This window comes from Kribbella sp. NPDC049174, assembly GCF_043197365.1.
GTDB lineage: Bacteria > Actinomycetota > Actinomycetes > Propionibacteriales > Kribbellaceae > Kribbella.
In genome coordinates, this window is record NZ_JBICSZ010000016.1 from 42,301 (window position 1) to 56,735 (window position 14,435).

The following is a 14,435-nucleotide window of genomic DNA, read 5'->3' on the forward strand; positions in this document are numbered from 1 at the left end:
GCAGGTGGTCAGTGTTCGTCGGTGCGGGTGGGTGTGCCGTAGTGGGCGAGGGTGGCGATGCGCAGGTGTGGCCAGTGCCCGGCGGCCAGGAGCGTGTCGGCGTGGCGTTGTCCGGCCGCCCAGTCCGGTGCGGTGTCGCTGCCGGGCAGCGGTGTGTTTTCGCGGGCGTGCTGGTAGAGACGGCTGGCCAGGTCCTCGCCCCACCCGTCGGTCAGGTCGTCGTTGCTGGGGTCTTCGTCGGCGAACCGGACCGTGACGGTCAGGTGCTCGGGGTAGCGGCCCGGGTCTTCGGCGCGCAGCTGCTCGAAGCGTGTCTGTGCGGCGGCGGCGAAGCGGTGCTGGTACTCGGTCCGGTCGTGTTTCTCCAGCTCGACAAGCTGTTCCTCGATGTCTTCGATCTGCTCCAGCTCCGCCAGGGTCAGCCGGTCGCGGGCGCGGCTCCAGCGGTCACCGAACAACTGCGCGCCGATGTGGCCGGTGCTGGCCTCGTAGGTCTCGAACATGCCGAGGTCGTCCAGCTCGTAGACGCTGTTGACCACGATCTCGATCGGCTCGGTGCGGAAGGTCAGCAGGTACTCGTCGTCGGATCCGACGGTGCTTCGCAGCAGGTCGCCCACCCCGGCGGCTTCCCAAGATCCGGGGCGGCCGGCGGTCACTGCTTCGCTGCTGCCGAGGTTCGCGGCGACCGTGGCGAGCAGGTGCGTGACGAACTCGGCGCCGTCACCGCCGCGCTGGTCGGCGTTGATCGCGCGGATCGCGCGGGTGACCGCAGTGACGGCCACCTGGAAGTCGTCTGGACCATCGGTGGCGGAGGTGTCGTTGGTTGGAGTGGTCATGATGGGGTTCTCCTAGCTGGGGTTGTTGCGGTGGTGGCTGCGGTGTTGTTTGGATGCTGGTGGGGGCGGCGGCGAGGCCGCCCCCACCAGCGGGGTGATCAGGCGGCGTTCAGGTCGCTGAGGTCGTGGCCGAGGGCTTCGGCGACGGCGGCGATCAGGTCGCGCGCGGCGGGCGGGGTGACGGCGTTGCCGAGCTGGCGGACCTTCTCGCGCTTGTTGCCCAGCACCACGTATCCGGGTGTGAACGCCATCCCGGCGGCGACTTCGTGCGGCTCCAGCATCCGGAACAGGCAGTCCTCGGCCGCGACCGTCTGCGGCTCCAGGACCGACTGGTGCCCGGCGGTGGTGAGCGTGCGCAGCGTCTCGGTCGACGGGGTGCACATCTCCGCGCCGGAGTAGCGCGACCCGTTGTTCCGCATGATCAGTGCGTACCGGTCCCGGGTGGTGAACGTGCCGTGCGGCTTGGTCGTGGTCCGGGTGGTGGCGTTGCCGTAGTAGGGCATGAGCAGGGCGTGGTGGTTGCCGTTGGCCGCGAACGTGTCGAACGGCTCGCTAGCCCGCTTGGTCGTGTTGTTGTTGCGCAGCGGCACCACCAGCGCCTCGGACTCGGTCGTGGTCCTTGTCCGCATCACGTCGGTGAGCGGGGTCGCGGTCTCGTTCCAGGTGCCACCGGCCGGAACGAGCAGGCCGGTCTCGTTGCGGGTCGTCATGGTGCGCATCGGCTCGCCCAGCGGGGCCGCGGTCTTGCCGTCGCGGCCCTCGACCGGGATCAGCAGCTCCGGGCGGGCGTAGCGCTCCAGACCGGCGCGGATCCGGGCCATGGTCTTGTCGGCCAGCGGCCGGGTCCGGTCCCCGATCCGCTCGCCGGTCAGGCTCCAGTCGATCGCGGCAGCGGCCGGGAGCCACCCCGGTTCCACGACCTGGTTGCGGCAGGCAACGTTCGGGCAGCGCCACACGTACTGGGCGCGGTAGCGGCCCCAGGTCCGCTCGGGCTTCTTCCAGGCCTGCATCGCCCGCACCACCTGGTCGCAGCCGTCGCAGTAGGCCTGCGGGCGGGTCCAACGGTTCAGGTCAGGGCAGGTCGTCTTACGCAGGTGCGCGACGACGTAGAGCCGGTCGCGCGACTGCGGCGCCGGGAGCCCGCTGGCCTGGGCGTGCATGCTGTTGAGGTAGACGACGTGGGTGCAGTAGCCGAGCGCGTCCAGCCCGGAGCGCCAGGCCGGCCAGAGCACCCACAGCGCGGCGTCGACCACGTTCTCGACCACGATGGCGGAGTAGCGGTGGTGCTCGGCGAACCGCACCACGTCCCACATCGTCGCCCGCGACCGCTCGGCCGCCTCGTCCGGGAGGGTGTCGCCGAACAGGTCCGGCATCGCGTCCACGTTCCGCTTCTTGCCCTTGGCCTGGGAGTGGTTGGTGCACTCCGGCGAGGCCCACAAGATGTCGGTGCGGGGGTAGCGGGCCGGGTCGACCTGGGACAGGTCCGCGCAGTCGTGGTCGGTCGTCGGGTGATTCTCGTTGTGGCTCGCCACAGCGAGCTTCCAGTGATTTGCGGCCATCCGGACCGTGACGCCGGGCACCTGGATCGCGCCGGTGCTAGATCCACCGGCGCCGCAGAACAGGTCGGTGAGCGTGGCGGTCATCGGGCACCCGCCTCGCGACCGGGGGTCTTGCGCGCGCCGGTCTGGGTGTAGAGGTGGGGACAGCACTGCCGCGACCCGCAGTGGGCGTGGTTTTTGATGCTGCACTGCGATGTGCAGGTCTCTCGGCCGGTGGTGGCGTGCTTCTTCACGGTGGTCTCCTTGCGACTGGTCCGTCTGTGTGCCCGCTGGTGGGCTTGTGTAGCGGCAGCCCCGTCCTTTGGGGCCTGCCGGCTACTGCCGCCTACCGGACCGGCTAGAGGCTCCGCGCGAAGCGGTTCCGAAAGTTCTCGGCTGGTGGACAAGGAAATAAGCGCAGCGCCGCCGTCCATCAGGCGAGAACGTTCGGAACCGGTTCGGGTGGAGGGGGCCGGTCTGGTAGCTGCCCACCGACCCCAGCCAGAGAGGGGATTTCGTCCCGGCCGGAGGCCGGGGTGCTCTCCCGCTCGCCAGGGGCGGGAGAGCCTGGACTACGCGTGGCTAGTCGTCGTAGCTGCCCAGTTCCATCACCGGTGCGCTGTCCTCGGCGGTGTGCTCGCCGGACCGTGCAGGTGCCGCCCCGCCGCGCTCGGCGCTGATGTCGTCGGCGTGCCAGCGGGTGAGTTCTTCGGCCCTGGCTTCGGCTTCGGCGGCTTCGTGCCGGTCCTCGGCGTCGCGGCGGTGCTGAATCTCGATCAGTGCCCGCTGGGCCCGGCGTACCGCCTCAGCCGTCTCGTCCGCACTCGGAACCCGCGGCGTGTCCGACTCTGCGACCCGTTCCTCGCCGGCCGCGATCTCGCGAATGTCGACCGGCGCCTGGCTGTCCAGCGCAGCACGGTCCAAGTCCGACTCGACCCGGGCGGCGGCGTCAACGTCGCTGCTCACCCCATCGGCGTGTGTCTTGTCGTCGGCAACGACTTCCGCAGATACAGCGACCACCTCCGCCTTGCTGGCTAGCTGGTCGTTGACCAGTTCCGCCTCTGGGAACTCGTTCCCGCGCACGGCTTCGATCGTGTCGGTATCGCGCTGCTGCGCGACGTCTGTCAGGTCGTGCTCGTCGGTGACCTCGCGGTGGTCGTCATCGCCCTGGTCGTCGGCGCGCCGGTCGGCCAGCCATTCCTCGGTGGTGTGGCCGTCGTCGGAGTTGTCGATGCCGCGTTCCTTGAGTTCGTCGGTCGCGCGCCGGGCCGCTTCGCGGGTGGCGGCGGTGTGGGCGTACCACTCGGCCCGGGCTTGGTCGGCGCTTGCCAGCTCGGCCGCGCGGGCGTCGAGTGCCTGTGCGAGAGCCCTGGCCTCGGCGGCTTCGGTTCGCAGGCGTTGCGCGGTCTCCGGGTCGCTGCTGGCGTCGGCCTCGGTCTCGCGAAGGGTCGCTGTGCGGCGCTGATCGTCGGCGTGCTGGCGGGTTCCGGCGAGTTCTTCGGCGACAGATGGTGGCGCCCACGCCTTCTCGCGCTCGTAGGCGCGGACCCGGACCCTGAGCTGGCCGTTGGACATCTCCACCTCGGCCCGGTCGGTGTCGGGCCGTCCGAGCGCGCGCCACGCGGCGCGCCATGCGGCATAGGCCTCAACCTGGCCCGGCTTCGGCGCCGGCCCGAGCGCGGCGTCGTCCGCGGTCACTCCCGCGAGCTCGCGGTGAGCGACCACGACCGCGGCGCGCTCGACCCACTCCGCGCGGCCCGCGGGATCGGCCGGCGCCGGGCCGAACGCCTGGACTGCCCATGATGGCGCGGCGTCGGCCAACGCTTCGGCCACCGTCGCGGCGCGCTGGTCGGCTTCGGCCGCCAACTGGTGCAGATAGCTCGACCAGGCCTCGTCCTCGAGTCGGGGCAGCCAGGCGACGTGGGTGTCTCCGGCCGGTTCGAGCCGGGTGCTCTTGGTGATCCGGTCGTGCAGGACGTAGGACAAGCGGCGTACACCGGTCAGCGTCCGCGAGCCCACCGCGTCGGCGAGCACCTGTCGCGGGTCATTCCCGGCCAGCTCGGCGCGCCGCAGCAGCGTGGCCAGAGTGCCGGCGCCGTCCTCGGCGGCGAGTTTGCCGCGCTGCGGCACGGTCAGCAGTCCCTGCTCGGTCAGCTCATCGAGCCACTGTGCGCACCGCCCGGCAGTGGCGACCGCGATGCCGTCGGTGAGCAGTTCGGCCGGTGTGCGCAGGTGACCTGCCTCGGCGGCAGCCTCGGCCTGGGCTTGCAGCGCCGAGATTTGCGGCCGGTCCAGGTCGAACGCGGCACCGAGCACGGTCAGCGGCGACCGCTTCGCCGCTGACTTGGTTTCGCCGACCTCCGCGGTCGCCGCGATCGCTTGGGTGACGACATGCGCCGTGTTCGCGACCCGACCCCGGCTCATCGCCACATACAGCGCGTAGAGCGAGGTGCTCTGTGTGGTCACCGAGTGCACAGTGTCCACGGTGAGTCCCTGCGACGAATGCACGGTCGCGGCGTAGCCCAGCGCTACGTGCTCGCGCACGTAACGCGCGGGCAGTTCCACCGTCTCGCCCGGGACGCGGCGCCGGGTCCCGCGCTCCAGCGGCGCGACGATCAGCCCACCGTCGGGCCGGGTCTCGACTACCTCGAACTCGTCGCGATTGAACACCGCCCGCCGGTTGTCCTTGTAGTCGGCGAGCCGCCAGTCGTTGTCGCGAGCCTGGATCAGATCACCGGCGCCGGCGTGGGTGCCCTGCTCTGCGAGGAGCACGGTGGCAGTGTCATCGACACGCCCGTACTCCACGAGCTTGGCGCGCAGCTGGGCACTGACGTGGGCGGCCTGGTCGTTGGTGTCCACGATCAGCAGCGAGTGCAGACCGCTGAGGTGATCGGCCAGCCACGCGTCGGCCGCGGTGCGCTGGGCACGCTCGATCGTTCCGCCGTCGAGGATGCGGCCCTGCTTGTGATACTCGGCCAGCACAGTCTGGTCACCAGCGCGCAGCCGCAGCGACGCCGTGCCTTCCCACTCGGCCCGGAACCTGCGGGTCTCGCTCAGCTCGTGGGTCAGGGCGCCGGAGGCAACCAGCTCCATGCCGCCGGCGGCACCGACCGCGGCGAGCTGGCGGTGGTCACCGACCAGCAACAGCTTGGCACCGGCCTCGTCGCACAGCCGGTTAATGGCAGCCAGATCGCTTGTAGCGGCCATCGCGGACTCGTCCACAACAACCAGATCGCCGTCGCGCAGCTGCCAGGCCAGTTCCTCGCGGCTGGCCGAACCGTCGGCGATTCGTTGCTGCGTCATCAGCCACCGGCTGATGTTGCGCGCCGTGACACCGTCGGCGGCCAGCACCTCGGTCGCGACCTGGGACGCGGCCAGACCGATCATGCGGTGCTGCTGCCCGAACCACAGCTCGGGGTCTTCCCAGGCCTTCGCCAAGGCGCCGACGACACGGGACTTGCCCGTGCCCGCCGGGCCGATCAGCGTCTCGACCTTCGCGCCGGAGGTGAGGATGCCACGCACCGCGGCCTCCTGATCGGCGCCGAGCTCGAGTCCCGCGGTGGCGAGCTCGCGGCAGAACCCCTCGGCCAAATGTGGTTGGACGAGCGCGGCGCCGCGGGCGTAGCCGGCGCGGGCGAGCTGCCGCTCAGCCTTCAGGTGGTCGCCGGTGGCGTAGCGGGTGCCACCCGGCGCCCGGTAGGACGACGTTCCATCGGCCAGCCGCAGCTCGACGGGCAGCATCGTCTCGCCGGGCCGCTGCGCGGCCAGCACAACGGCCTTGCGGCAGCCTTGCTCGGTGAGCTGGTCGAGCAGTTCCACGATCTGCTCCGGGGTCCGATCCCCCAGATCGTCCGGGAGCGCGTTGCTGATCTCGCGGGTCAGGTCGGGAGCCTCCCACTCGGCCTGCTTGCGCTGCACCTCGGCCAGCGCCATGTCGAGCACCTTGGCCTCGTTGAAGGTGTGCGAGACCGGCGGCGTGCCGGTGGTCGCGAGGACGGTCTGCGCGACCTTGCCGAGTCCCCCGCGGACCTCGGCGCGCAGCTGGTGGTCCCACCGCTGCAGGCGCTGCTCGATGGTCTCGCCGTCATGGGACTTGGCCTTGCGGGTAGCGAGTGTGGCGGTCTGCTGCAACCGTGCGAGTTCAAGGTTGTTCGGTGTGCGGCCGAACTGGTTCTCGAACTCGCGGACCAGCACGGCGGTCTTTTTCGTGATCGCCTTGCGGCGAGACGAGAACAGGTCCATCACGGCCTGGTCGATCCCGGCCACCTCTCGCGCCTTGCCGTCCGGTCGCATCTCGAACCGGACCCCGAGCGCCTTCGACAGGTGGTGCTCCATCACCCGCTCGCCGACCGCGCCGGCCGCGGGCTGGTAGCGGTGCAGCGCCTCGCCATCGACGGTTCGCCACTTGCCGTCCGTGCCCTGCACGCGGTTCAGGATCGCGTTGTGGATGTGGAGCTGCGGGTCGTGGTCACGGGAGTCGTGCTGGAAGAACGACGCGACCGTCCAGGCGTGGGCGTCGTCCCACCGGCCGGCGACACCGCCCCAGTGACCGATGCGGGTGTAACCAGCCTTGTCTTGCAGGTAGTGCAGCGCCGCCCGGTTGCCCGCCCAGATCGCGTCCTCGACGGCTTGGCGGTACTGGCTCCACGACGCGGCCTCGGTCTCGGCGCGGTGCACCGCCTGCGTGCACTGGTGCACCGCGGCCGCGTCACCGGTGCACTGAGCCTCGGCCAGTGCACCCCGCGACCGCTCTACTTCGGTGCGGGCCTGCACCTCCTGGGCCTCGAACGCGGTGTGCAGCACCGTCACCGACTTCTGCACCGAGAACGTCGCATCGTGGAACGCGACGTTCTTGCGCACCGCCTTGCCAGCCAGTGCGCGCAGTTCGGCGCACCGCTCTGCGTCTGCACCGGGCTCCTTGGCCAGTGCGTCGGCGTACACCCGCTCCTCGGACTTGTAGTTGCGACCGGTGTGGCCAAGGGTCTCGGCCTCGTCCCACCGCGCCGGGTCCCGGAACGCCTCGTCGCGCGGGTCGATGAACCGCTCGTACAGCGCGGTCATGTCCTGCGCGTCGACCTCACCGGACAGCCCCAATGCGTCGGCGCCCTTGCCGAACCAGCGCCCGGGCGGCTCGCCGGCCGCGACCGCGCCGGTGTAGTAGTTCTCCCGGCCGGACGCGACCGCGCCGGTCAGGTAGTCGGCGCGGTGGCCGCTGCGCACGCTCAGCACGAGGCACCTCCGGCGACTCGGGCCGGGCGATGCCCGGCGCTGTCGCGCAGGGCGAAGCACGGGCGCTGCCGACGACGCGAAGCGGAGTGACGGCTCCACTTGATCGTGATGCATAGGTGTGATCTGACTTCTTTGGTCTTGCTGCTGTCTGCTTGGTGCTGCTGAATCGTCGGTTGGGTCTTGGTCTGTTCGGGTGCGTTGCTGTCTTGGTGATTGGCGTCTGATCGGATGTTCTGTGGGCTGTTCATCGGTGGCTGCTCGTTTCGAGTTCGCTGCTGCTGCTGTTGGTGTCGTTGGTGTTCTCGGTGGGGTTTTCACCGGGCTCGGCGACGAGCTGGAGCTGTCCAAGTACCTGAGGCACGGGTGCCGCGCTGTCCTCGGTGGGCTCGGCCCATCCGGCCAACTCGGCGAGGCGCTTGGCGCGCGGGGTGCCGACGCCGGTGACGCGGCGGATCGCGCGCTGGCTCATCGGGCCACCGTCGTGTTCGGCGGCCGAGTGGTGGCGCACCGCGGCTAGCAGTTCGTCGTCGGTGCGGTCGTCACTGGCATGAGCCGCCGTCGGTTCGGCGCGGGTGGTGGTGTGCTGGTGGGCGTGCACTGGTGCGGCTGCACTGTTGTGGGTGTCCTGGTGCACTGGTGCGGGCGGTGCAGTGCGGGTCGAGGGCCGCACTGGTGCACCGGTGGATTCGGTGCGGAGTGCACCGAGCAGGTAGGCGAACAACCACAGCGGTGCACCGACCTGGCCGACAGGGCCGCTGTCGCGGGGCGTCGCCTCGACCGGCTCGCCGGGAGCGGTCAGGCCGAGGGCGGCGGTGTCGATCAGAGCGAGCAGTTCGCCCGGTGTCAAGCGCCCGCCGGCGGGCAGGAGGCCGGCCAGGTCGCTGGCCGACAGCAGCCCGTCGCGGATCGTCTGTAGGCACGCCGTGCGCGCGGCGCGGGCCGCGTCCAGCGGCCACAGCTTGCGGCTCGGGCACAGGGTCGCCAGCCGCGAGGCCATCCGCACGACTTGCTGGACCAGCGCCCGGGCGGCGGCCGGGTCGTCGCCCCCGGTCCGGGACAGGTGCAGCCACACGCGGGTGGTGATCACCGGGGAGGTCAGCCAGGTCAGTGCCGACAGTCGCGGCTTCGCGGGCTGCGCGAGCTTCATGTGTAGGCGCAGCAGGTGGGCGAGCATCTCGACCAGCACCGCGTACGCGAGCGGCGCGAGCGCGTGGGCCACGGCGTCGGCGATCCCGTGCGCGGTGTCGATGTTCAGCCACACAGTGCCGCCGATGAACAGATACGTGGTGATCAGTGCGCCCGGGATCCGCCAGCCACGCGTCAAGGCGGCCAGGCGTAGCGCGGTGCAGGCGACGATCATGCCGTCTGCCACCATCGGGACCAGCGGGCTGTCGAACTTGTCCGACACGGCGTTGAACGAGCGGGCGCCACCGATCCCGGCGACGCCGAGCGCGGCCACGATCGCGACCGTGATCAGCACCCGCCGGGTCGTGAGCCGCCTAGCCTCGATCGCGGCGGTGACGGCGCGGCTCGCCCGCCGGGCCGCCCACACCAGCAGGGCGGTCGTTGCGGTCAGGATCAGCAGTCCGGCGGCGCCGGCGGCGATCGTCGGCCAGGTCACCGCGTCGAGCAGCTCGTTCAGATCCAGCAACTGGGTAATGGACTGGGTGGTCATCGCTGGACTCCGGAAGTGTTGGGCACGGCGGCCAGGCCGCCACGGCGACCGGCCTTGATCTGCTCAGGTGTCGGCGCCGGACCGTTGGTGTCGCGCCCGGTGGTCCACCAGGTCACGAACGGGTCGGCGTCGGCCGCGAGCGGCACGGCCACGGCGCGCAGCTCGGCGGCGTCGCGGTGCTGGAGCACATCGCAGCCCGGGGCGTACTCGCCGATCCGGCGGGTCACGCCCGGGCGCTGCCGGTCGTGCCAGTCACCGACGAGCTTGTTCGACGCCTCGTCGCTGTCGTAGGCGGCGGTCCAGGCGTCCATCAGCCACAGCAACTCCTCCACGATCTCGGGGTGCCACAGCCAGCACGGCGGCAGTGATTCCCGACCAGGCGCGTACCGCAGGTAGGTGCTCTCCATCCACGGCAGCAGCTCGCTCAGCACCGCCTGGACCGCGGCCTCGTCGTGCTCGGGCAGCCGCAGCCACGACCGCACCGGCTCCGGGCCGCTCGAGTCCGCGGACTTGGCCCGGCCATTGTTCTTGGCGGCGAGCCGGGTCAGCAGGTCCTCGAACGACTCGACCGTGTTGCCCAGCGAGGCCACCGTGTCGTTCAACCGGGCCACCGCGGTCTTGCTGGCGGTCTGCTGCAGGCCGGTCTTCATCGCGGCCACGTCCCGGCTCAGCTTCTCGACCGCCCGGGCCAGTCCGGCGACCGCCGCGAGCGCGGCGGTGCCGGGGTCTTTCTCGTCGTCGTACTGCATCACGCCACTCCCCTCTCGTCCCACGCCGGCTGGTAGTTGCTGTCGGCCCGTTCTGCGGCGAGGCGCTCGGCTTGGTCGTCGGTGTGCCAGCGGGCGAGCTGCTCGTCGCGTTGAGCGTCGTGGGCCGTCTTGCCGTCGGTATCCAGCCGGGCCTCGGTTCGGGCCAGTGCCGCGGCGGCACGGTCCGAGGCCGCAGTGGCCTCGTCGTGCTCGGTCGTCTCGTCGCCGGTCTCGTCGGCGTCGTCGTCGGTTGCTCCGTCTTGCCAGGCCTGGACGGTGCGCCACCCGGCGGTGCCGCCCGCGGTGGGTGCGACGCCGGCGGTGTGGCAGTCACCGCACAGCTGGTCGGTGGTGCGGACGTAGTGGTCGACCGGGCCGCACTCGGCGCAGACCTTCCGCGCGGCCAGCGCCTTGTTGACGGCGGCGAGCTGCTTGTCGCTCGGTGTTCGCTTCGCCGTGGCCTTGGCGTCCACGTACAGCCACGCGAACCGCTTCTCACGCTTCCACGTCAACCGGGCGAACGGCTCCTGACCGCCTCGCGACAGGCCTCGGTCGCGAAGCTGACGCCGGGTGGACAGCCCCGACGGCGCCTGCCCGAACCGGAACTCCGGCAGGCCGTTGCGGACCCGGCCCGGCCAGCGTCGGCCGTCCCACAACTGCACCCACTCCACGCCCCGGTCGCCGCTGGGGTGGCCGGTCATCACCGGTCTCCGTCGGTGTCGTCGGCGCCGACGAGCTCCGGCGTACCGGCGGGGCTGGTGTCGCGGGCGGCGAGCGCGGCGCGGGCCTTGCGCATCGCACCGGCCAGCCGCAACCGGGCGACCAGCTCGCGCGCCGGGTCATTGGCCTCCAGCCACGTCAAGGCGCCGTCGAGGAGGCGGCTGCGGGCGGCGGTGACCCGGTCGAACCCGGCGAGGAGCTGGTCGCGCAGCCACGCGGTGTCGATGAGCAGCCGGGCACCGGCCCGGTTCTCGATCGCCGCGAGCTGGCGGCCGGCCCACTGCACACTGCGGCGGCTCTGAAACCGCTCCAGGCGCAGGTCGCGGCGATTCCAGGCCATCTTGACCCGCCCGATCGCGGGCGGCATGCCGCGGGTGATGATCAGCGCCTGACCGGCCCGCAGCTGCGCGATCTGCCCCGGAGTCAACACCGGGACGCGGCGGTCACTGATCGACACCCCGCCGGTGGTCCGGTCGCGGGTCGCGACCTGCTCCAGCCGTTCGCCGCACAGCGTCGACCAGAACTGAAGGTCGTCGTCGTCGCTGGTCCCGGCCAGCACGACCTTCGTCGTCACGTTGGTCAGCAGCGCACCGGTCGCAGCCTCGCCGAACCGGTCGCGCAGCTGCGCCCGCGACTGCGCCGAGATGTGCAGCGTGATCCCGCGCGACCCGAAGTCACCGGTCCACTTGTCCAGCGGGATCAGGCAGATCAGCGCGGCCTCGTCGAGCACCATCGTCAGCTGCGGGTCCAACCGGCGCCCCGGCGTCTTGACAGCCAGTGCCCTGGCCTGGCGGGCGATGTGCGCGGTCAGCGCGGTGACCAGCGGCGCGGTCTTCTTGTCGTCCGCGCCCAGCAGGTACACGGTGCCGGTCTCGGCCAGCAGCCGCTCCACATCGAACGGCACCCCACCCGGCGCCGCCGCCGCGGCCGCGCTCGGCACCGACAACCACGACAGCGCGGGCATGATCGTGGTGGAGATACTCGAGCGGGTGCGCTCGTTGTTGGTGAAGAACTGCATCGCCTGCTGCTCGAACCCGGTCGCGTTCGCGGCTCGCAGCTCGTACAGCGCATCCGACTGCGCGGCGGCGTCGGGGTGCGCGATCCAGCGCTGGACATCGGTCATCGTGTAGCCGCCGAGCGCGGCGGCGTGCATCAGCGCTGTCAGTGCCTGCCGGGCCAGGTTCAGCCAGTGCTCGGCGTCGTCGCTCTTGGCGCCGACCCCGTCGAGCAGGTCCGAAGCGCGGTCCATCACCGCGCCCGGGTCGGTGCAGCCCACCAGCGGGTCGAACGTGACCGTGGACCCCTCGTCGGTCAGGCCGTCGGGGTCGAACACCCACACCGTGCCCTGCTTGGCCCGCTGTTTGCGGGTGACGTCGAGGATGTCGGTCTTCGTGCTGGTGGCGATCACCGCGCCGGGGGCGTCGAGCAGGTGGTTCATCATCAGGCCGGTCTTGCCCGCCCGCGGCCCGGCCACGGTCAGCGTGTGGTCCTCCGCGGCCGAGCGGACCTTGACCCAGCCGACCGTCGCGACGGTCGCGCCGATCTCGGTGAGCGGCACGTACCGCCGCTTCCATGCCGGGACCTCGGCCAGCGAGGGCCGCACGATCTTCGCTTTCTTGCGCAGCATCCGCGCCGACGACACCCGCCGCACGTCCCACCCCGACGCCAACCCGTCAGTCACCCGACCGGCCCGGCCCAAGCGCCGCAGCAGCCCGCGGGAGCTGGACCGCGACCGCAGCGTGAACCCCGCCGTCACCAGCACCGCGGCAACCGCCGCGACCAGCAGCTGCCACCAGTGCGCCGACGCTGCCACCGACTCCGGCAGTGCTCGCAGCACGAGTCCGGCGTAGGTGAGCCACGCCGCGAGTGCCAGGCCACCGCCAACCGGGCGGTTCACCGCCACCAGGCCCAGCGATACCAGCAGCAGCACACCGGCCGCGATAACCCATCCGGCCACGTCGCCCGGCGCGTGCAGCCGAACGCCGGCGGCGCCGGCCAGCAGCACCCACAGCGGTGCGGCGATCAGCGTGCCGTGCATCAGCCGCCAAAACAACAGCCCCGCGGACGCCAGACCAACCAGGCCGGTCGCTGCGGCCCAGTACCCGGCCTCGGTCAGCGCCGGGGTCCGGTCCCACGCGACCGCTCCGACACCAGCAGCCGCCACCAACACCATCGCTCCCGTGAACCGGGGCACCATCACGCCCTCGGTCTTGGTCGGCCGCCGCATCATCGCGCACCCTCGATCAGCACACCGGCAACGGTGAACACCGCACCGGCCACGGCCGCAGCGAACGACACCCGCAACCAGCGGTGCTTGGCCCAGGCGATGTCAGCCAGCCGCTTGGCCTGGTGCGTCACCGCCACCACCGGGAAAGCGACCCGCTCGTAGGTCGCAGGGTCGATGTGGCGGTCGACCAGCTCCGCGACCGATCGACGCCGCACCGCCCCGAAGTACAGAAACTCACCCGGCACCAACTCATCCGCCGGTCGGTGCAGTCGCGGCACCACCACCAACAGCGCCGAACCCAACGCCACCGCCAAAGCGCTCAGCGACAGCCCGAACAACACCCGCGCGGCCACCGGCGCACCCTGCGACTGCGACACCAGCGTCAGCACCACCGCCGCGAGCGCGGTCTCCACCGTCGCCGCGAAACCGGCCTTCGTGTCCGCCTTGTCGATCGCCGCTGCCGCCGAATCATGCATCCGCCACGCCAGGTCAAGCACGATCCGCTCGCTCATCGCGCACCCCCGCCGAACACCTCGACCGGCACCCACTCCGTGCCAGGCTGCTTTGCGTAAGTCATGCTGTAGACCTCTCGAACTCGTTGCTGAGTGATGGGAGAACCGGCCCTGTTCTGGTTGGCGCCCGTGCGGGGCCGGTCTGCGATTTGTCTGCGCCCTGCGGTCGACCGCGGGCTCATCCGGCGACTTCTGTCCGTCGCCATTCGGCGGCATCCACGACTCCGCCGCAGGCGATTGCGGCCGCCACCAGGTCGTCCAGCGCTTGCCCCGGCACGAAGAGCCGCCGACCCACGCGCACAGTTGGGAACTCACCCGCCGCGATTACGCGGTAGAGCGTCATCCTGGACAGGCCGAGAATCTCGGCCGCTTCGGTGATGCTGAGGAACTTCCGCGACTTCTCATCGGAGCTGACGTCACTCATTCCGTATCTCTCCTTATCAAGAATTGGCCTATGTCACCTAGACTAGCCTAGGCCACATAGGTATACAACAGTTCGCAGGGGGCTGACCTAGATATCTAGGTCGGCTACGGTGGAGGCATGCAGGTGAAGATCAACGACCCCCGGCCGTCCTACGTCCAGATAGCTGACGGCATACGTCACGCAATCCAGTCCGGCGATCTCGCGGCCGGTACGAAGCTTCCGTCCGGGCGCGACCTCGCCAAGGAGTGGGGAGTCGCTGTGATGACTGCCCAGAAGGCCGTTGATCAATTGCGGGCCGAAGGGCTCGTGCATAGCCAGCAGGGCCGCGGCGTGTTTGTCGCGGCGTCGCCGGATGGTCGCCCTGCGGACACTGACGCGAGTGGACTCCGAGAGACCGTTGAGGACCTAAAGCGCAGACTCGCCGCTGTCGAGCAACGCCTAGGTATGGACGCCGACGACGCGACCTAGAGAGGTCAGTAGGACTAGCGGCGGCTCGTGAGTTCATGGGAACCAGTGAATACTGAT

10 protein-coding genes are annotated in these 14,435 nt (G+C 70.8%); 1 reads left to right on the plus strand and 9 read right to left on the minus strand.

Annotation, left to right across the window (positions count from 1 at the left end; genetic code table 11):
• Positions 1 to 8 precede the first annotated feature (8 nt).
• From ACGFIF_RS41965 to ACGFIF_RS42005, 9 genes are all read right to left on the minus strand, one after another.
• On the minus strand, positions 9 to 836 hold the full coding sequence (locus tag ACGFIF_RS41965) for a hypothetical protein (RefSeq protein WP_393163080.1): 828 nt from the start codon (positions 834 to 836) through the stop codon (positions 9 to 11).
• Positions 837 to 934: 98 nt separating this feature from the next.
• Positions 935 to 2,479, minus strand: coding sequence for a DNA cytosine methyltransferase (locus tag ACGFIF_RS41970; protein ID WP_393163082.1), 1,545 nt, complete (start codon positions 2,477 to 2,479; stop codon positions 935 to 937).
• Positions 2,480 to 2,956: 477 nt separating this feature from the next.
• Positions 2,957 to 7,603, minus strand: coding sequence for a MobF family relaxase (gene mobF, locus ACGFIF_RS41975; RefSeq protein WP_393163084.1), 4,647 nt, complete (start codon positions 7,601 to 7,603; stop codon positions 2,957 to 2,959).
• A 244-nt stretch (positions 7,604 to 7,847) separates the two neighbouring features.
• On the minus strand, positions 7,848 to 9,278 hold the full coding sequence (locus ACGFIF_RS41980) for a DUF2637 domain-containing protein (RefSeq protein WP_393163086.1): 1,431 nt from the start codon (positions 9,276 to 9,278) through the stop codon (positions 7,848 to 7,850).
• Entirely contained in the window at positions 9,275 to 10,027 is a 753-nt protein-coding gene (locus ACGFIF_RS41985; RefSeq protein ID WP_393163088.1) for a hypothetical protein, read from the minus strand. The genes ACGFIF_RS41980 and ACGFIF_RS41985 overlap by 4 nt, the downstream gene beginning before the upstream one ends.
• The gene (locus tag ACGFIF_RS41990) at positions 10,027 to 10,728 is read right to left on the minus strand and encodes an RRQRL motif-containing zinc-binding protein (protein WP_393163090.1); all 702 of its coding nucleotides are present in this window, start codon (positions 10,726 to 10,728) and stop codon (positions 10,027 to 10,029) included. Before ACGFIF_RS41990 ends, ACGFIF_RS41985 begins: the two co-directional genes overlap by 1 nt.
• The gene (locus ACGFIF_RS41995) at positions 10,728 to 12,974 is read right to left on the minus strand and encodes a type IV secretory system conjugative DNA transfer family protein (RefSeq protein WP_393163092.1); all 2,247 of its coding nucleotides are present in this window, start codon (positions 12,972 to 12,974) and stop codon (positions 10,728 to 10,730) included. The genes ACGFIF_RS41990 and ACGFIF_RS41995 overlap by 1 nt, the downstream gene beginning before the upstream one ends.
• Positions 12,974 to 13,486 (minus strand): Pycsar system effector family protein, encoded by a 513-nt coding sequence (locus tag ACGFIF_RS42000; protein WP_393163094.1) that lies wholly within the window; start codon positions 13,484 to 13,486, stop codon positions 12,974 to 12,976. Before ACGFIF_RS42000 ends, ACGFIF_RS41995 begins: the two co-directional genes overlap by 1 nt.
• A 178-nt stretch (positions 13,487 to 13,664) precedes the next feature.
• A complete protein-coding gene (locus ACGFIF_RS42005; RefSeq protein WP_393163096.1) occupies positions 13,665 to 13,910 on the minus strand; it encodes a helix-turn-helix domain-containing protein in 246 nt (81 codons plus the stop codon).
• Between the two features lie 117 nt (positions 13,911 to 14,027).
• Here ACGFIF_RS42005 and ACGFIF_RS42010 point away from each other — a divergent pair, with 117 nt between their 5' ends.
• Entirely contained in the window at positions 14,028 to 14,378 is a 351-nt protein-coding gene (locus tag ACGFIF_RS42010; RefSeq protein ID WP_393163098.1) for a GntR family transcriptional regulator, read from the plus strand.
• The last annotated feature ends 57 nt before the right edge of the window (positions 14,379 to 14,435 follow it).

Coding starts and splice junctions, on each gene's coding strand:
- ACGFIF_RS42000 (WP_393163094.1), bottom strand. CDS start 13,486: ATGAGCGAGCGGATCGTGCTTGACCTGGCGTGGCGGATGCATGATTCG.
- ACGFIF_RS41990 (WP_393163090.1), bottom strand. CDS start 10,728: ATGACCGGCCACCCCAGCGGCGACCGGGGCGTGGAGTGGGTGCAGTTG.
- ACGFIF_RS41965 (WP_393163080.1), bottom strand. CDS start 836: ATGACCACTCCAACCAACGACACCTCCGCCACCGATGGTCCAGACGAC.
- ACGFIF_RS41985 (WP_393163088.1), bottom strand. CDS start 10,027: ATGCAGTACGACGACGAGAAAGACCCCGGCACCGCCGCGCTCGCGGCG.
- ACGFIF_RS42005 (WP_393163096.1), bottom strand. CDS start 13,910: ATGAGTGACGTCAGCTCCGATGAGAAGTCGCGGAAGTTCCTCAGCATC.
- ACGFIF_RS41970 (WP_393163082.1), bottom strand. CDS start 2,479: ATGACCGCCACGCTCACCGACCTGTTCTGCGGCGCCGGTGGATCTAGC.
- ACGFIF_RS41980 (WP_393163086.1), bottom strand. CDS start 9,278: ATGACCACCCAGTCCATTACCCAGTTGCTGGATCTGAACGAGCTGCTC.
- ACGFIF_RS42010 (WP_393163098.1), top strand. CDS start 14,028: ATGCAGGTGAAGATCAACGACCCCCGGCCGTCCTACGTCCAGATAGCT.
- ACGFIF_RS41995 (WP_393163092.1), bottom strand. CDS start 12,974: ATGCGGCGGCCGACCAAGACCGAGGGCGTGATGGTGCCCCGGTTCACG.